General features: G+C 73.1%; 7 protein-coding genes. 2 read left to right on the forward strand and 5 right to left on the reverse strand.

What is annotated here, in order from left to right; all coding sequences use genetic code 11:
- Positions 1 to 3: 3 nt before the first annotated feature.
- A complete protein-coding gene (locus BCL76_RS18075; protein WP_181382600.1) occupies positions 4 to 996 on the forward strand; it encodes an STM4011 family radical SAM protein in 993 nt (330 codons plus the stop codon).
- Here the strand turns inward: BCL76_RS18075 and BCL76_RS18080 are convergent.
- Positions 926 to 2113 (reverse strand): amidohydrolase family protein, encoded by a 1188-nt coding sequence (locus tag BCL76_RS18080; RefSeq protein ID WP_309136848.1) that lies wholly within the window; start codon positions 2111 to 2113, stop codon positions 926 to 928. The two genes, BCL76_RS18075 and BCL76_RS18080, sit on opposite strands and share 71 nt — an antisense overlap.
- 233 nt (positions 2114 to 2346) lie before the next feature.
- Here BCL76_RS18080 and BCL76_RS18085 point away from each other — a divergent pair, with 233 nt between their 5' ends.
- Positions 2347 to 3435: an alpha/beta hydrolase-fold protein gene (locus BCL76_RS18085; RefSeq protein WP_109780519.1), complete on the forward strand. Its 1089-nt coding sequence runs from the start codon at positions 2347 to 2349 to the stop codon at positions 3433 to 3435.
- A gap of 34 nt (positions 3436 to 3469) precedes the next feature.
- Here BCL76_RS18085 and BCL76_RS18090 read toward each other — a convergent pair whose 3' ends face one another.
- The 4 genes from BCL76_RS18090 to BCL76_RS18105 form a co-directional block, all read right to left on the reverse strand.
- Positions 3470 to 5170: an ABC transporter ATP-binding protein gene (locus BCL76_RS18090; RefSeq protein ID WP_109780520.1), complete on the reverse strand. Its 1701-nt coding sequence runs from the start codon at positions 5168 to 5170 to the stop codon at positions 3470 to 3472.
- Positions 5157 to 16199, reverse strand: coding sequence for a non-ribosomal peptide synthetase (locus BCL76_RS18095; protein WP_109780521.1), 11043 nt, complete (start codon positions 16197 to 16199; stop codon positions 5157 to 5159). The genes BCL76_RS18090 and BCL76_RS18095 overlap by 14 nt, the downstream gene beginning before the upstream one ends.
- An 82-nt stretch (positions 16200 to 16281) precedes the next feature.
- Positions 16282 to 18075, reverse strand: a complete 1794-nt coding sequence (locus BCL76_RS18100; RefSeq protein WP_109780522.1) for an ABC transporter ATP-binding protein — start codon at positions 18073 to 18075, stop codon at positions 16282 to 16284.
- A complete protein-coding gene (locus BCL76_RS18105; RefSeq protein WP_109780523.1) occupies positions 18072 to 19133 on the reverse strand; it encodes an iron-siderophore ABC transporter substrate-binding protein in 1062 nt (353 codons plus the stop codon). The genes BCL76_RS18100 and BCL76_RS18105 overlap by 4 nt, the downstream gene beginning before the upstream one ends.
- Between the last annotated feature and the right edge of the window lie 102 nt (positions 19134 to 19235).

Raw genomic sequence — 19235 nt, forward strand, 5'->3', positions numbered from 1 at the left:
GCCGTGGACCTGACCCTGCTCTACCGCGGCCCGCTCGCCTCCTGCGACTACGACTGCCCGTACTGTCCCTTCGCCAAGCGGCGCGACACCACGGCCCAGCTGCGCGCCGACCGAGCCGCCCTGGAACGGTTCACCGGCTGGGCGCGGTCCCGGGCCGGGGAGGACCGGCTCTCGCTGCTGTTCACCCCGTGGGGCGAGGGCCTCGTCCGCTCCTGGTACCGCCGCGCCCTCGTCGACCTCTCGCACCAGCCGCACGTCGAGCGCGTCGCCATCCAGACCAACCTGAGCTGCCGCACGGACTGGCTCGCGGAGGCCGACCCCGCCACGCTCGCCCTGTGGTGCACCTACCACCCGGGGCAGACTCCGTACGACCGCTTCCTGGCCAAGCTGCGCGACCTCGCCGACCGGGGCATCCGCCACAGCGTCGGCATCGTCGGTCTCCCCGACAACCTGGACCACGCCCGCCGGCTGCGCGCCGCCCTGCCCTCCCACGTCTACCTGTGGGTGAACGCGGCCGACGGCCACACGTACGACGACGCCGAGGCCGACACGTGGACCGCCCTCGACCCGCTGTTCCCGTACAGCCGGCGCCCGCACCGCTCGGCCGGACTGCCGTGCCGCACGGGCGAGTCGGTGATCTCGGTGGACGGCGACGGTACGGTCCGCCGCTGCCACTTCGTCCGCGCCGAGCTCGGCAACCTCTACGACGGCTCCTACCGGGCCGCGCTCGGCCCCCGTCCGTGCCCGCTCACCACCTGCGACTGCCACATCGGCTACGTCCACCTGGAGACGCTGCCGCTCTACGACGTCTTCGCGGGCGGCGTCCTGGAACGCGTCCCGGCGGCCCGCACGCCCGTGCTGCCCGTGCTGCCGGTGCCACCCGTGCTGCCCGTGCTGCCCGTACCCCTCGTGCCCAGGGCGGGCACTACCCCCGACCGGCCGTCCGCCCACCCGCCACGACCAGCCGGACCGAACGCAGCGCGGCCAGGTCGGTGAGCGGATCGCCGTCGACCACCAGCAGGTCGGCCCGGAGTCCGGGCGCCAGTCGGCCGGTGTCCGCGTCGATCCCCAGGGCCCGCGCGGCGTCCGTCGTGGCCAGGTCGACGATCCGGGCCGGATCGAGCCCGATGTGCCCGAAGAACTCCAGGCTGGAGACGAAGCCGTCGAACACGGCGTGCGGGACGCCCGCGTCCGTACCGGGCAACAGCGGTACGCCGCGCTCCGCCATCCACCGGAGCCGCCCGAACATCTCCTCGGCCCGTTCTCGGCCGAACCGCTCCGCGAAACCTCGCCAGTCGGGGCTCGCCGCGGGGCAGACGGCGATGCCGCGCGCCGCGATCGCATCGACCAGGTCCTCGCGTACGTCGAACCCCGTCCGCCCCATCCACGTGCAGTGCTCGATGGTGTCCACACCGGCGGCCACGGCGGCGGCGATGCCCTCGGTCCCGTGGGCGTGGGCGGCCACCGGCAGCCCGAAGCGCCGCGCCTCCGCCACGATCGATGCCAGCTCCGTCGGGGTGAACTGGGCCTGCCAGCCGGCCGGTCCGCCCTTGGTGATGCCTCCCCCGGTGGCCATCACCTTGATGAGGTCCACTCCGGCGGCGGCGTTGCGGCGGATCGCCGCGCGGATCGCGTCGGCCCCTTCGACCTCACCGCCCATGAACCAGCAGTGCCCGCCCGGGACGGTCAGGGGTGTTCCGGCGGACAGCAGTCGCGGCCCCGGCACGTGCCCGCCCGCGATCTCGTCCCGCAACCGAACGGCGAGCCCGCCCCGGTCGCCGAGATCGCGTGCGGTGGTCACTCCGGTGGCGAGCAACCGGCCCGCCCGCTCGGCCATCCCGGCGTAGAGCTCGGCGTCCGAGGCGACCTGGAGGCAGGCCACGGGGTCGGGGCCGGCGTCGAGCGCGAGGTGGACGTGGGAGTCGATCAGGCCGGGCAGCAAGGTGCCGTCGGGAAAGGCCGATCGGGGAACGTCGGGCCCGCCCTGCGCCTCGACCTCCGCGCGCGGCCCGACCGCCACGATCCGACCCCCGTCGTACAGGACGGCCCCGTCGAGGGTCACCCGCCCACCCGGACCCGTCACCGTCCGCCCCGCCGATACCACTGCCCGCACGATGCCCTCCCCGCCGATCCACGGTGCCCCCGCCATCGTTGTGCGCCGGCGCGGACCCCTCGAAGGTCATCCTCCCCCTGCCCCGGACCGGACCGTCACATTCAAGCCGCCCAGGGGCGGGCCGGCGGGGGCTTCGGTCGGGCCTCCGCGGCGATGCCCGGTTTCCGGCCCGGCTCCACCGGGAGGGCTATAAAGTTAGGCTCACCTAACTGCGCCCCGCACAAGGAGACTTCATGCCCGTGGAGCACGCCTTCGCCACATTCGGACTGCCCGGCGAGCCAGGATCCGAGGAGTTCTGGGCGGCGGCGGGGGCTCCCTCGTCGGTGCCCGTCGACGGCGGTTGGGTGACCCTGTTCCTCTGGCGGGGCTCCGCGGCCCACATCGGCTTCGAGAGCTGGTCGCCGGACGTCCCCCTGCGCCGCTGGCACGCCACGGACTGCTGGTACGCCGAGGTCCGGATGCCCGCGCGGCTGCGGGTGACCTACCAGTTCCTCGTGGACGGCACCGCGTACGCCGACCCGCTCAACCCGGCCGGGGCGGGCGGTGACCGCTCCGTCGCCGCCACCCCGGACGCCCCGGCCCAGCCTCACTGGGCGACCGTCGGGGCCGGCGCCGACGCGGTGCTGCCCCTTCCCCGGGCCCGGATCCGCTGGGCGAGCGAGCGGCTCGGCGGGCGGCGGACCGTACGGATCCACCCGGCGGGCGGCGGCGGCCCGGTGGTGCTGCTGCTGGACGGGGACGACTGGCTGTATCTGCACCCGGCGATGACCGCCTTCGACTCCGCCGTCGCGGCCGGCGAGATGCCCCCCGTCACCCTCGTCTTCCTGCCGACGCGGGACCGGGAGGCCGAGTTCGGGTGCCGGCCGGAGCTGTGGGAGGCGGTCCGGGACGAACTCCTGCCGCTGGTCATGGAGTCCGGCGTACCCGCGGACCCGGAGCGTCCGGTGGTCGCCGGGCAGAGCCTCGGCGGGCTGAGCGCGGTGTACGCGGCGCTGGAGTTCCCCGACCTCGTGTCCCGGGTCGCCTGCCAGTCGGCGTCGTTGTGGTGGACACCCGAGGCCGTGAAGTCGGCGGACCCGCTGGGCGGTCCGGTCGGCGGCTCCGTCGCCGCCCGGCTACGGGAGCGCCCCGACCTGTCCGGCCTGCGGATCGCCTTCGACGTGGGGGAACACGAGACGCGCATGCTGCCCCACTGCGAGCTGGTCGAGTCCCTGACCGAGCAGGCCGGAGCGAGCGTTCGGATCTCCCGGTCCGCGTCGGCCCACGACCGTGCGGGCTGGCGCCAGGCCCTGCTCCGGGACGTGGCCTGGGCGCTCGGCTGAGGACGGTTCGGGTCCGGGCTGGCGGATCAAGGGGTCAACGGGCCACCGCCAGGCAGTACTCCGCGTCCTCGGCGAGGAGGTTGCGGTGGGTGTCCTCGGCCGTGATGACCCCGTCGTCCAGGACCAGTACGCGGTCGGCGGCGTCCAGGAGGGCCGGGCTGCTCGTGATCACGACGGTGGTGCGGCCACGGCGCAGCTTCGCGATGTTGCGGGCGATGAGCTGCTCGGTGACCGCGTCGACGGCCGTGGTCGGATCGTGCAGCACCAGGATGTCGGAGTCGGCGGCCAGTGCGCGGGCCAGGGAGAGCCGTTGGCGCTGTCCGCCGGAGAGGTTGGCGCCACGGTCGCGGACGCCGTGGTCGAGTCCTTCGCGGTGCAGGGCGACGACATCGGTCAGCATGGACGCCTCGACGGCCTCGGCGACCGTGCGGCTGGTGCCCGAGGGGTCGATGTTGGTGCGGAGGGTGCCCGCGAAGATCTCCCCGTCGTACGGGTTCACCAGCATGTGCTCGCGGACCGCCTCGATCGACAGGGCGGCGAGCTCCTCCCCGCCGACCCGCACGGCCCCCTCGTACGCGTGCGGCGGGACCTGTACAGCCAGGATCGCGGCGAGGTCGGCCGCCGCGCGCGGTTGGTAGACGGCGACGGCCACGAACTCGCCCGCCGGGACCTGGAACTTCAGGTCCCGCAGGGCCCCGTACCGGACGCAGTCGATCTCCAGGTTCCCGCCGGCGGCCGGGTGCTCCGGCCCGTGGGTCGCGACCGGGGGCGCGACCAGTACCAGGGCCATCCGCTCGGCGGACGCGCGGGCCATCATCACGTACTTGGGCATGTCCGAGAACAGTTTCAGCGGTTCCATGATGAATTGGGCGAGCCCCACGGCCATGACGAGTTCCCCGACGGTGATGTCGCCGTTGAAGGCCAGCCAACCGGCCGTCAGGGTCACGCCGGCGGCGAGCGCCGCGTTGAGGGCCATCGCGGTGCCCGCGTAGGCGCCGTTCACCCCGGCCACGGTGATCGCCTGATGCTTGGCCTCGCCGCTGACCTTCCGGTAGGAGCGGAAGGCCGCGTGGTTGCCGCCGAAGCCGTGCAGCGGGCGCAGGCCGGTGATCAGGTCGGCCACCTTCGCGCCCGCGCGGGCCACCCGGGCCTGCTGTTCGCGGGTGCTGGAGCCGATCCGCTTGGACATCACGCTCAGGATGGACAGGATCAGGGCGGTGCCCACGATCACCAGCAGGCCGAGCCGGATGTCGGCCAGCCCCAGCGCGACCGCCGCGACCAGTACCGCGACGAGTGAGCTGATCAGCAGCGGCACCACCTCGATGATGTCGGCCGTCTGGTCGGCGTCCTCGGTGGCGATGGTCAGCACCTCGCCGGACTTGAGGCCGGCGTCCCTCGCGACGGGCTCCAGCCCGCAGTCCGCGACCCGCACCCGCCAGCGGTGCGCCTCGGTCGTGTTGGCCTTCTGCAGGATGCGCATGCCGAACCGCCACGACAGCGACACGGTCGTGATGATCACGGCCAGGGCGCCGATCGACAGGGCGAGCGCACCGGGGCTGCGGTCCTGCATCGTGTGCTCGACGATCAGGCCGAGGGCGATGGGGAAGGCGGTCTCACCGGCCTGGTACAGGCCCATGAGGATCGTGCCCCAGGTCATGGCGCCGATGTTGCGGCGCAGGGCCGTCCGGAGGATGTCGGACCCCGGTCGGGGCCGCTGTGTGTCAGGAGTTTTCATCGAGGTGGCGGGCAATCATCTCGGGGGTTCGCAGGGTGAACAGATCACGGATCGTGATCACTGGACCGTACTCGCGGCGGAGGAGGCCGATCAGCCGCACCGCCAGCATGGAGTGCCCTCCCAGGGACACGAAATCGCTCAACGCGCTCACCTCGTCGTCGTCCAGGTCGAGTGACTCGGCGAAGAACTCGCAGACCACGGTCTCGGTCTCCGTCTGCGGTCCGCGCTCCCCCGCCGTGGTCAGCGTGCCGAGCGGCCTGGCCTCCGGCAAGGCCTTGGTGTCCGCCTTGCCGTTCACGGTCAGCGGGATGCTGTCGACCTGGGCGTAGTGCGTCGGGCGCAGGAAGTCGGGCAGCGCCGCGCCCACCTCGGCGGCGACCGCCGCCAGGTCCGGGCCGTGCGGGCCGTCCGGGCCGTCCGGGCCGCCGGGGCCACCGAGGACGAGGTACGCGGCCAGCCGGTACGCGCCGTCGACCTGCGGGTCGGGCTGGGCGACCGCGGCGACGAACCGGACCGCCGGGTGGGCGGCGAACGCGGCCTCGACCTCGCCGAGTTCGACGCGGTGGCCGCGGATCTTCACCTGCTGGTCGGTGCGGCCCAGGTACGCGATGTTTCCGTCGGGTCGCCGGGCCACCAGGTCCCCGGTGCGGTACATGCGTTCGCCGGGTGCGCCGAACGGGCAGGCGACGAACCGCTCCGCCGTCCGGGCGGGCTGCCCGAGGTAGCCGCGCGCGATACCGACGCCCGCCACGTAGAGCTCGCCGGGGACTCCGTCCGGCAGCGGCCGCAGCCACGGGTCCAGGACGTACACGTCCGTGTTGTCGATGGCCACGCCCACCACCGGGTCCTGGCATTCGAAGGTGCCGACGCCCAGGGTGTTGATGGTGTACTCGGTGGGTCCGTACAGGTTGTAGCCGGCCGTGCCCTCGGTCTCTGCGAGCCGCTGCCACAGGGTCGGTGTGACGGCCTCGCCGCCCAGCAGCACCAGCGCCGGCCGCCGCTCGGGGTCGTCGAGCAGGCCCTCGGCCACCAGTTGTTGCGCGTAGGTCGGGGTCACGTTGATGACGTCGATCCCGTGCTCCAGGCAGTACTCGACCAGGCGGGGGGCGTCGCGGCGCAGTTCCTCGTCGCAGATGTGCACCTCGTGGCCGTCGGCGAGCCAGAGCAGTTCCTCCCACGACATGTCGAAGGCGAAGGACACGGTGTGGGCGATACGGAAGACGCGGTGGTCGTGCTCGGCGAGCACGGGCTCGAAGATCCGGCGCCGGTGGTTGATCAGCATGTTGGTGAGCCCGGCGTACTCGGTCACCACGCCCTTGGGCCGGCCGGTGGATCCGGAGGTGTAGATCGTGTACGCGGGGTGGCGCAGGCGGTGCGGGTCGTTGGGGGCGAAGGTCACGAACGGCTCGGCGTCGGGGAGGGGCCGGTCCAGTGCGATGAGGTCGCCGGTCAGCCGGGGCGACACGGCGCTCACGGTGAGGGTGACGTCCGGGCGGGCGTCCGCGACGATGGCGGCGATCCGCTCGTCGGGGTGGTCCAGCTCCAGCGGCACGTAGGCGGCGCCCACGCGCAGTACGGCGAACAGCGCCACGATCGAGTCGAGGGAGCGCGGGACGGCGAGGGCCACCGTCCTCTCGGGTCCGATCCCGCGCGCGGCGAGCACTCCCGCGAGTTCCCGGCTGCGGTCGCGGAGCAGGCCGAAGGTCATGGTGCGGCCGTGGGCGACGAGCGCGACCCGCCCCGGTTCCCGGTCGGCCGCCCGGTCGAACCGGTCGACGACGGTGTCGGTGCCGACGTCCGTCCGGGCGGCGGGCTCCGGCGCGTGCCCCGCGCCCGGCAGTGCGCCCACCGGCCCGGTGGAGCGGGCCAGGTCCGCGAGCACCCGCAGGTAGTCGTCGAGGAGCGCGCGGGCGGCCGCGGTGTCGTGGTCGCGGTACTCCAGCTTGACCGTGAGCCGCTCGCCCGGGGTGACGACCCAGGTGAACGGGTAGTGCGTGGAGTCGTCGGCCCGGACCGCGGTGATGCCGTGCCGGGCGTTCATCTCGGCGAAGGCGTCCATGTCCAGGAAGTTCTGGAGCACGAACAGGTTGTCGAACAGGGTGTCGTGGCCGGCGGCCCGTTGGATCTCGCCGAGTCCGAGGTGCTCGTGCTCCATCGCCTCGACCCGGGCCGCCTGTACGGCCGTCAGGTAGTCCCGGACCGTGTCGTCCGGCCGGGCCCGCGTCCACAGGGGCACGGTGTTGAGCAGCACGCCGACGACCTCGGAGAGGTTCTCGCCCTCGCGGCCGGAGACGGTCACGCCGAACACGGCGTCGGCGCGGCCCGTACGGGCGCCGAGCAGGAGGCCGAAGCCGCCGGTCAGTACCGCGTTGAGGGTGACGCCGTGGGTGCGGGCGAGGTCCCGCAGCAGCTGCGAGTCCTCGGCGGTGAGGGTGTGCAAGAGGGTCCGGGGCAGGTCGTCGACCAGGGTGGGCGCCGGTCCGGCGAGCAGCGTGGGGCCGGGGAGGCCGGTCAGGTGCCGGGCCCAGAAGCGTTCGGAGACGGCCGGGTCCTTGGCGTCGAGCGCCCGGGCGTAGTCCTCGAAGGCGGGTGTCGCCGGGGCCGCGGGGGTGAGCTCGCCTGCAACGGCTGCTTCGTAGGCCTCGAACAGGTCGCGCAGCACGATCTCGCGGGACCAGCCGTCCCACAGCAGCAGGTGGTAGCTCAGCAGCAGGCCGTCGCGGTCGCCGGGCAGCCGCACCACGGTCAGGCGGATCAGCGGCGGCTCGCCGGGGTCGAAGCCGGTGTCGCGGTCGCGGGCGAGCAGGGCGTCGATCTCCGCGTCCGTCGCGAGGTCGACCGTACGGACGCCGACCCGCCGGCCCGCGCCCAGGACCTGGACGGCCGTGCCGTCGTCGTCGGTGGTGAAGCCGGCGCCCACGACCGGGTGCCGGGCGATCACCCAGGCCATGGCCTCGGCCAGCGCGTCGGTGTCCAGGCGCCGGTCGAAGGTGAACCAGCTCTGCGCGACGTAGTGTCCGGCCGGGCCGGCCAGCTGCGCCTGGAAGAACAGGCCGCGCTGGAGCGGGGTGACCGGCGCGGTGCGCTCGGTGGTCGTGGCGGCGAGCGCGATGTGTTCCAGGGCGGCGCGCCAGTGCTCGGTGATCGCGTCGGGTACGCCCTCGGCGAGGGTGAAGACCGCGTGCAGGCTGCCGGTGGCCGCGTCGGTCCAGGCGTTGACCTCGACGGCGTACGGGCTGCCCTCGTCGACGCCGGTGAGGTGCGGGGTCTGCGACTCGCCGCCCCGGCCGAGGTAGTTGAACAGCACCTGCGGGCGGGCGGTCAGCAGCGGGGCCGTCTGCGGGTTGAGGTAGCGCAGGCCTCCGTACGCGACGTGCGCGCGCTCGTCCGGCTGCCGTGCGGCGACCTCGTGGGCCGCGGCGACGGGGTCGGTGTGCGCCGTGAGCCGCACCGGGGCGATGGCGGTGAACCAGCCGACCGTACGGGTGTAGTCGTGGTGCGGCGCGGCCGGGAGGCGGCCGTGCCGCTCCAGCTCGATCGCGAGGTCGGTGGGCGAGGGCTGGACGTGGGTCAGCGCGGTGCGCAGCGCGCCGCACAGCAGCTCGGTGAGGCCGACGCCGAGCGCGGCGGGGGCGGTCCGGGTCACGTGGTCGCTGATTTCGGGTGCGAGGACGACGGTGGTCTCGCGCGGCCGCTCGGCCACGGGCAGCAGCGGGGGTGCCTGGAGGGTGGTGATCCAGTGCGCGAGGTCGTCGCTCTCGTGGGCGGAGCGGTCGGCCAGTGCCCGCGCGTACGCGGCGTAGGAGGTGGTGGGCGGCGCGAGCGGGGTCCCGCGCAGGGCGGCGGCGATGTCGTCCAGCAGGATCGCCCAGGAGACGGCGTCGACGGCGAGGTGGTGCACGGTGACCACGAGGGTCCGGGACTCCTCCAGCCAGGCGAAGGCGATGACCTCCCCGGACTCGGGGTCGAGCCGTCCGGCGGCTTCGTTCGCCGCGGCCGTCGCGTCGGGTGCGGCGCTGCGTACGACGGCGACCGGGCGGGCGGGTTCGGTACGCAGGGCCCACACGCCGTGTGCGGTCCGCAGGCGCAGGCGCAGGGCCGGGTGGGCGGCGACGACGGTGTTCGCGGCGCGCTCGGCGTCGGCGAAGCCTGTGCCCTCGGGCGCGACCACGGTCCGGGCCTGGGCGAACCGGGCGAGTGATCCACCGAGTTCGCGTCGGCGCAGGATGATCGGGGTCGGGCTCAGCGGGCCGTCCTCGTGGGGTGCGGGTGCGGCGGGCGCGGCGGCCGGCGGGGTGCTCGTCGCCACGTGCTCGGCGAGCGCGCGCGGGGTCCTGAGCAGGAACACGTCCCGGGGGGCGATCGCGAGGCCCAGTGCCCTGGCGCGGTTGACGACGGTGATGGCGAGGATGCTGTCGCCGCCGGCCCGGAAGAAGTCGCTGTCGGCGTCGACGGCGACGCCGGGCAGGGTCTCGGTGAAGATGTCGACCAGTGCGGTGAGCGCGGCGCCGGCCGCGGCCGGCGGAACGGTCTGCGGTACGGGGTGCGCAGCGGCCTGCTCCGCGGCTTGCGAAGCGGCCCGTGCGGTCAGTGCCTCGCGGTCCAGTTTGCCGTTGACGGTCAGTGGCAGGGCGTCGACGGGCAGGACCCGGCCGGGCACCATGTGGACGGGGAGCTTCGGTGCCAGCAGTCCGGCGAGGGTGGTGACGTCGAGGGGGACCCGGCCCACGACGTGCGCGACGAGATGGTCCGCGCTGTCGGCGACGGTGACGGCCACGTCGACCACACCGTCGAGTTCCCGGATCGCGGCCTCCACCTCGCCGAGTTCGATGCGGAATCCCTTGAGCTGTACCTGGTCGTCCGCGCGGCCGGTGAACTCCAGTTCGCCGTCGAGGGTACGGCGGGCGAGGTCGCCCGTGTGGTACATCCGGGATCCGTCGCCCGCGAACGGGTCCGCGACGAACCGGCTCGCGGTGAGGGAGGGCCGGCCCAGGTAGCCGAGCGAGAGCTGGTCGCCGGCGACGTAGATGGCGCCCACCCGGCCCGGCGGGACGGGGCGGAGCCGGTCGTCGAGCAGGTGGGTGACCAGTCCGGGGATCGGACCCCCGATGGGGCTGACCTCGTCGCCGGGGCGGAAGTCCGCGTCGGTCAGGACCCGGTGGGTGACGTGCACGGTGGTCTCGGTGATGCCGTACATGTTGACCAGTTCGGGTGAGGCCGTCCCGTGCCGCTCGACCCAGCCGCGCAGCCGCCCGAGGTCCAGTGCCTCGCCCCCGAAGATGATCCGGCGCAGGGCGGTGGCGGGCTCGTCGGCGTGCCGGTCGGCCTCGATGAACTGGTAGAAGGCCGAAGGGGTCTGGTTGAGGACGGTCACCCGGCGTTCGCGCACCAGGCGGTGGAAGTCGACGGGTGAGCGGGTCAGTCCGTAGTCCGGCACGAGCAGTTCGGCGCCGTGGGTCAACGCGCCCCACAGTTCCCACACCGCGAAGTCGAAGGAGTACGAGTGGAACTGGACCCACACGTCGTCCGGGCCGAAGTCCATGTCGGGCCGGGTGTTCGCGAGCAGGGTCACCACGGCGGAGTGCGGGACGACGACGCCCTTGGGCCTGCCGGTCGACCCGGACGTGTAGATCACGTACGCGGGGTCGTGCAGGTCGGGCCCGGAAACGTCGGCGGGATCAGGGGTGACCCGGGCGCTTCGGGCGTCCTCCGGCGGCGGCTGCTCGCCTTGTACGAGCACCCGGGCCGGTACGCCTGCCCGGGCCAGCAGCTGTGTGAAGCGGTCCCGGTGTTCCCGGTCCACGAGCACCACCTGTGGGGCCGCGTCGGCGAGGACGTACTCCAGCCGTGCGTCCGGGTAGGCGAGGTCCAGCGGTACGTACGCCCCGCCCGCGGTGACGATCGCGACGAGGGCGACGACCTGTTCGAGGGAGCGCGGGACGGCCACGGCGACCCGTTCGCCCGGCCGGACGCCGGCCGCGCGCAGGGTCGTGGCCAGTTCGTTCTTCGCGTCGGCCAGTTCACCGTAGGTCAGTGATCGGCTGCCGCCGTCGAGGGCGCACCAGGTGGCGGCGGTGGCGGCGGGATCGCGCCGCGCGGCGGCGTCGAACAGCGCGCCCAGCGTCGTCGGGGTGATCCGGGCCGGGGGCCGGGTGCTGCCCGTGGCCGCCAGGTCGTCGACGAGGTCGTCGGGCCGGGTGAGCAGGCCGTCGAGGGTGCGGGTGAAGGTCCGCAGGACCGTCCGGGCGGTCGACTCCCGCACCAGCGCTCCGTCGTGGATCAGGTTGAAGCGCGGACGGCCGTCGAGCGAGCGTTCCACCACGAGGGTCAACGGGTAGTGCGGCGCGCCCTCGTTCACGATGTCGCCGATGACGAGGGTGTCCTCGGGCCCGCGCAGGGCGGCCACGTCGGTCGCCACGTCGAACACCACCAGGGTGTCGAAGAGCGGGCCGGCGCCGCGCAGCCGGCTGATGCGGGCCAGCGAGACGTGCTGGTGCGCCAGCACCGCGCTCTGGTGGTCGCGTACCGAGGCGAGCAGGTCGCGTGCCGTGGTGGTGGCGTCCCATCGGGCGCGGACGGGGATCGTGTTGATGAACAGGCCCACCATGGCCTCGATGCCGGGCACGTCCGCGTCGCGCCCGGACACCGTGGAGCCGAAGACGACGTCCTTGCCGTGCAGGAGGCCGCCGAGCGTCGCCGCCCAGGCGCTGTGCACGGCCACGCTGAGCGGGACACCGGCGGACCGGGCCGCCTCGTCGATGTCGCCCTCGGGCGAGGTGGCGGTGTCGGCGAACCGGTCGGACGGGGTGTGGCCCTCGGCGACCAGCGAGGGGCCGGGCAGTCCGGCGAGCTGTTCGCGCCACACCCGGTCGCTCTCGTCCGCGTCGCGTTCGGCGAGCCGGCGCACGTAGTCACCGAAGCCGCCGAGCGGGTGCACGGAGCCGGGCGCGTGGTACTCGGCCAGCAGCGCGCGGAGCATCGGCGGCACCGACCAGCCGTCGGCGATGATGTGGTGGACGGTCTGCACCAGGACGCTGCGGCCGGCGCCCGTACGGATCAGCGTGTACCGCATCAGGGGGCCGCTCGCGAGGTCGAACCCGGCGCGGCGGTCGCGCTCGGCGAGCTCGCGGATCTCCTCGTCGGTACTGCCGGGGCGGTCCAGGGTGGTGAACGGGGCCTGGACCCCGGCCTCCAGTACGCAGACCACGCGGCCGTCGGCGAGGGCCGTGAACCGTGCGGCCAGGTTGGGGAAGAGGCTGAGCAGGCGGGTGGTCGCCGTCGCCAGCCGGTCGGCGTCCACCTCTCCCTCCAAGGTCAGGAGCTGCTGCTCGACGTAGCTGCCCGTGGAGTCGTCGTCGAAGACGGAGTGGAAGTAGAGGCCCTCCTGCAGCGGGGTCAGCGGCAGGACGTCCCGCAGCGCCGGCCCGTCCAGCTCGTCGACGTCGGCCTGGGTGAGCGCCGGTACGGCGAAGTCGGCGGGCGAGTGGCCGCCCAGACCGAGGGCGGCCAGGTCGAGGTCGGCCAGTGCGGCGAGTCCCGCCAGGGCCTCGCGGAAGTACCGGCCGATCGTCTCGACGTCCTGGTCGGTGAAGAGCCCGTCGGGCCAGGAGAGGGTGGTGACCAGTTCGTACGCGCCGCCGGCCGAGGCGGGTTCGGCGATCGCGTTGAACTCCAGGGCGCGCGGCAGCCGCATCCCGGGGTCGCGCTTCTCACCCAACTGGCCCGTGGTGTGGGCGAGTTCCCAGTCATGGGCGGATCCGGCGTCGAACCGGCCCAGGTAGTTGAACAGCACCTGGGGCGGGGGCGCGTCGAAGGCGGCGCCGGCCAGGTAGCGCAGGGCCCCGTAGGAGAGGCCGTTGCTCGGCACCCGGGCGAGGTCCTCCTTGACCGCCTTGAGCGCGGCGACCAGGTACGCGGACGAGGTGAGGTCGGTGGCCGCACCGGGGTCGACGGTCACCGGGAAGAGGGTGGTGAACCAGCCCACGGTCCGTGAGAGTTCCGGCTCGAAACCGGCGGAGTCCGCCACATGGCGTCCTTCGCGGCCGTGGCCCTCCAGTTCGATGTGCGCGAACGTCTGGTCCTGGCCGAGGTCACGGCGCCACCGGGCGAGGGTGACGGCGAGGGCGGTCAGCAGCACGTCGTTGACCCCGGCGTGGAACCGCGCGGGGACCTCACCCAGCAGCGCGGCCGTGATCTCGGGCCCGACCGACAGGGTCGTGGTGCGTTCCCGGGCGACGGTGTCGGTGGGGGCCGGCGCGCGCCGGCCCAGCGGGGCGTCCGCCCCCGGCAGGGCCCGCCGGAAGTAGGCGAGGTCGGCGTCGAACGCCGCGCGCTCCAGCAGCTGCGTCCAGCGCCGGAACGACGTGCCCACCGGGGGCAGGTCGATCGGCGCACCGGAGACGTGCCAACGCCACGCGGTGGAGAGGTCCTCCATCAGGATCCGCCAGGAGACGCCGTCGATCACCACGTGGTGGGCGACCAGGACCAGCTGGCGCGCCGCGCGGCGCCAGACGGCGCGCAGCATCACGCCGTGCTCCGGGTCCAGCCCGGCGGTGGCGAGCGCGACGCACGCGTCGAGCGGCCGGTCGCTCTCCTGCCATCCCGCCGCCGCGCGGTCGGCCTCCGGGATCTCGAAGCTCCAGCGCTCGCCTCGGATCAGCTTGGCGCGCAGCATGTCGTGCCGGGCGACCACGGCGGTCAGGACGGCGTCGAGCCCTTCGGCCGTCAGGTCCGCCGGGGTGTTCAGCACCACCGACTGCACGAAGCCGTCGACGGCGTCCGTGGTCTCGCCGAGCCACTGCACGACGGGCGAGCCCACGACCGTACCGGTGGCGACGTCGCCGTGGTCCACGGATGCGGCCTCGCGGTCCGCGACGGCCGCCAGCGCGCCCACGACGCTGTGGGTGAAGATCTGGCGGGCGGTGACGTGGAGGCCCGCTTCGCGCAGGGCGCTCAGCAGGGAGATCGCCAGGATGCTGTCGCCGCCGAGCTGGAAGAAGTCCTGGTCGACGCCGACCGCTTCGCGCCGCAGCACCGTCGCGACCGCCGCGCACACCAGGCGTTCGTTCTCGGTGACGGGCGGGGCGAGGTCGCCCGCGCCGGTGGCGGGCTCCGGCAGGGCGCCCCGGTCGAGCTTGCCGTTCGCGGTGAGCGGGAACTCCTTCATCACGACGATGTGCGCGGGCACCATGTACTCCACCATGTGCCCGGTGGCCCACTGCTTGACCTCGTCGGCGCGCAGGCCCTCGCTCCCGGTGGCGGGGATGACGTAGCCGACGAGGTAGGTTCCGCCGGCCGTGTTCTTCTTCGCGACGACGCAGGTGTGACGTACCGCGGGGTGCTCGGCGAGGCCGACCTCGACGTCCTCGATCTCCAGCCGCATGCCGCGGATCTTGATCTGGTTGTCGGCGCGGCCGAGGAAGTCCAGGGATCCGTCGGGGGCGAAGCGGGCGAGGTCGCCGGTGCGGTACAGCCGGGATCCGTCCGCGGCGAAGGGGTTGGCGACGAACCGGGAGGCCGTCAGGCCGGGCGCGCCCACGTATCCACGCCCCAGCAGGAAGCCGCCCACGTACAGCTCGCCGCCGACCCCGATCGGGACCGGACGCAGCTCGTCGTCCAGTACGTACAGCTGGGTGTTGGGGTTGGGCCTGCCGATCGATGTCGACAGGCGTTCCGCGGCGCCCCGGTAGACGACGTGCGAGACGCCGATCGTCGTCTCGGCCGGACCGTAGCCGTGGTACATGGGTATGTCGAGCCGGGTACGGAAGCGCTCGTACAGCTCGGGGGTCAGCACCTCGCCGCCGCACCACACGTGGCGCAGGCTGTCGAGCCGTCCGGAGTCGCCCGCGATCTCCAGCAGTACGTCCAGCATGGACGAGACGAGGTAGGTGAAGGTGACGCGCTGCTCGGCGATCACGCTCAGCAGGTGGTGCGGGTCGCGTTCGCCGCCGGGCCGTAGGACCACCAGCCGGCCGCCGCACACCAGGGGCAGGAAGATCTCGTTGATGGAGATGTCGAAGGACAACGGTGCCTTGAACAGCGAGGCGTCGTCGTGGCCGAAGCCCAGGATCTCCTCGACCTGCCACAGCAGGCGTTCGCTGATGGCCTCGTGGCGGATCATCGCGCCCTTGGGGCGGCCGGTCGAACCGGACGTGAAGATCACATAGGCGAGGGCGTCGCCGGGGACGGTGACCCCGGTCCCCGTGTCGGGGTAGGAGCCGAACCGCCAGTCGCCGAGGTCGACCGGCACGGCTTCCGGTTCCTCCGGGGCGTGTGCGCCCGAGTCGTTGAGCTGCAGGACGACGCGTGCGTCGGCGATGACGACGGAGCGGCGTGCGGCGGGCCACTGCGGGTCGAGCGGTACGAACGCGGCGCCCGCCTGGAGCACGCCGAGCAGGCCGATCACCATGTCGGCGGAGCGGTCCAGGGAGATGGCGACGACCTGTTCGGACGTGATGCCGCGTTCGACGAGGTGGTGGGCCAGCTGGGCGGAGAGCTGGGCCGCCTGGCGGTAGGTCAGTGAGCGGTGTTCGTCGACGACGGCGACGGCGTCCGGCCGCAGGCGTGCCTGCTCGCGGAACATCTCGACGACGGTCGGGCGGATCCGGTCCGCCCCGGTGTCGTTCCACCGGGCCAGGGTCGCGAGCCGCTCCGCGACACCGGAGGGCCCGATGGTGGACAGGGGCCGGTCCGGGAAGTCGGCCAGGTCGTCCAGGGCCAGCTGTGCGTCGGCCCGTACGACACCGTCCGGGAGGGTGATGCTGCGGCCGTCCGGGCCGTGCCGGCCGTCCGTCCCGACCTCCCAGCCGGCCGTTCCCGCGCCGCCGTTGTCCGCCCAGCCGAGGACGTCGGCGAACAGGGTGCTCGGGGTGAGCTCCAGGCCGTCGGGGCTTCGTCCCGTCGCCCAGTGGGCCAGTGCGATGGCGCACGCCCGGGCGATGGTGGTGTCGCCGTAGTCGCCGGCTCGCCGGCGCACGTCGGCCAGGCGGGTGGGAGAAAGCAGCACGAGACGAGCGGTCGATTCCGTCATCGAAGGCTCAACGCCCTTTCCAGATCGATAGGTTGTCCCAACCGAAACAAGCGTCACCCAGGAGGTGCCCGACAGGCACCTCCTAGCTGCCTTCGCGCCAGGCCCGCCACAGTCGTGCGTAGCGGCCGCCCAGGGCCACCAGATCCTCGTGCGTGCCCTGCTCCACGACGCGGCCCGCGTCCAGTACGGCGATCCGGTCCGCCGCCATCGCCTGGGTGAGCCGGTGTGCCACGAACAGCGTGGTCCGGCCCGCGCACGCGGCGAGCACGGCCCGTTCGAGTTCGGCCGCGCCCTCGCTGCCCGCTTCCGCCGTGGACTCGTCGAGCACCACCACGGGGGTGCGACCCAGCACCAGCCGGGCCAGGGCGACATGGGCGACCTTGGTGACGTCGAGGCGTTCACCGCCTTCGCCGACGAGTGTGTTCAGCCCGTCGGGCAGCGCGTCGACCCAGCCGTCGGCGCCGACCGTGCGCAGGGCGTCCAGCAACTGGGCGTCACTCGCCTCGGGCGCGGCCAGCCGCAGGTCCTCGGCGAGCGGGCCGGAGAAGACGTGCGTCTCCTGGGTCAGGATGCTGACCAGGGCGCGTGCCCCGGCCTCGTCGAGGTCGGCGAGGTCGGTGGACCCTATGCGTACGGATCCGCCCTGCGGGGTGCCGATGCCCGCGATCAGCGCGGCCAGGGTGGACTTGCCCGCTCCCGTGGCCCCGACCAGTGCGAGAGAGGTACCGGCCGCAATGGTGAGGTCGACGTCCCGGACGACCGGCTCCTCGGAGTCGGGGTAGCGGAAGGTCAGCCCCGACACCTCGACGGTCACCGGCTGCGGCGCGTCCGCCGCGGCGGCCGCGACCAGGGCGCCCACCAGCCGGTCCTCGGCCTCCTCCTCCAGTACGCCGACCAGGCGGGTCAGGCTCGCGCCCGACTTCTGCGCCTCGTCGAAGGTGAACATGATGGAGCCGAGCGGGGTGAAGAGCCGGTGGAAGAGCAGCGGGGCCGCGGAAACCTCCCCGAGGGTGGCGGCGTCGGCCTCCAGCAGGGCGTATCCGACCAGGATGATCAGGGTGAGCCCGATGAACTCGGCGCGGTTCTCCCGGCCGACGAACCGGCCGAAGAGCCGGAACACCTCGACGCCGAGGTCGCGGACCCGCCAGGACTCCTGGGTGACCTTCTCGCGGACGGCCCCTTCGAGTCGGTACGCCCGCACCGTGTCGATCCCGTTCAGTCCGCTGATCAGGGCTTGCGCCCGGTCGGCCTGGGCGGCCCGCTGCTTCTGGTAGAGCGGGGCGGAGCGGGGCAGGTACCAGCGCAGGGCCAGGCCGTACGCGGGCAGCGCGCAGGCGCCGGCCAGTCCGAGCCGCCAGTCCAGGCCGAACATGCCGAGCGTGGCGATGACGACCAGCACGCCCGCCGAGAACACGGTGGGGACGGCCGTCCTGATGCCCTTGGAGAGCACGGCCACGTCGTCGCCGACCCGGGAGAGCACGTCTCCCCGGCCGACCTGCTCGATCCGGGCGCTCGGCATCCCGAGCACCGCCCGGACCGCGCCTTCGCGCAGCCGGGCGAGGAGGTCCGCGCCGAGCCGCCCGATGAGGTAGGTCGACAGGGCGGTGGCCGCCGCGCCGAGCAGCGCGGCGGCCACCATCAACACCCCGGTGGCGACCAGGATCGAGCGCGGTCCGCCCGCGACCACCCCGTCGACGACCCGGCCGAGCAGGAGCAGCGGGAGCACTTGGAGGGCCGCCCCCGCCACCGTGGTGAACACGGTGGCGAAGGTCAGCCATGGCACCTCGCGGCAGTGCGCGAGGACCCAGCGGGTGGCCTCGCGTCCGCTCGTCGTGCGCAGGGTCGACGGGGCGACGCGCGTGGCGGTGACGCTCACCCCTGACCGGCCGACTTGACGAGTTCGTCGATGGCGTACGGCAGGGAGAGCAGGGTGCCCTGGGACATGGCCGCGCCGACGGCCGGGCCCTCGCTGTCGAGGAGGTAGGAGACCTTGCCGTTCTTGACCGCGTTCAGGTTGGTGAACAGCTGGAACTTCTTCAGGGATTCCTGGTCCGCCTTGTCGGCGATGACGAAGATGCGGTCGACGTCGACGAGGTCCATGCGCTCCGGGGAGAGCGTGGTGTAGAACTTGCCGTCCGCGATCTTGTCGATCTCGGTCTGGCCCTTGTAGCCGATGCCCGTCACCAGTCGGCCGCGCACGTCGGTGGTGGTGAAGGGGGCCACCGAGTCCTTGTACCAGGACAGCGGGACGGCGGTCTGGTTCGCGAACTCGGGGTGGGCCTTCTTGGCGGCGTCGAGCTTGTCCTGGATGCCCTTCACCAGCTCGGTGCCCTTGGCCTCCTGGCCGAGGGCCTTGCCGATGTGGACGGCGTTGTCCTGCCAGGGCGCGCTGAAGGGTTCCTTCTCGGCCTTGGTGCGGCCCACGGTGGGAGCGATCTTGGAGAGCTTGTCGTAGCCGGCCTGGTCGATCTCGGAGTACACGGCGATGATCAGGTCCGGCCGCAGGGCCGCGATCTTCTCGTAGTTCGGGCCGGCGTCGCCGTTGTTCATGATGACCTCGGGGCGGGTGTCGCCCCACTTCTCCTTCACCCACGGCCACTGGGTGTTGATGTCGGGAGAGGTGCCCGGCGGGTTCGGGTACTGGTCGACCATGCCGACCGGCTTGATGCCGAACGCCAGGATGGCCTGTTCGTCGGTGTAGCCGACCGAGACGACCCGCTTGGGGGCCTTCTTCACCTCGGTCGACCCGAAGGCGTGCTCCACGGTGACCGGGAAGGCGCCCCCGGCGGCCGAGGAGTTGTCGCTCTTCTTGTCGGCCTGGTCCGCCGAATCGGAACCGCATCCGGCCAGGAGGCCGACACCGAGGGTCGCGACGGAGACCCCGGCCGCCAACCGCTGCCAGGGCTTCATACGTGTCGATCGATGGAAAAGCATCCGAAATCCCTTGCTTTCGTGCCGTCCATTGCAGTTCCGCCCGAGGGCAGCCAAACCCTACCGCGCCCAAGTGAGGCTAGCCTAGCCTTACTTGCGCCGTAA

The organism is Streptomyces sp. CG 926, assembly GCF_003148825.1.
In the GTDB taxonomy this organism is placed as follows: Bacteria; Actinomycetota; Actinomycetes; order Streptomycetales; family Streptomycetaceae; genus Streptomyces.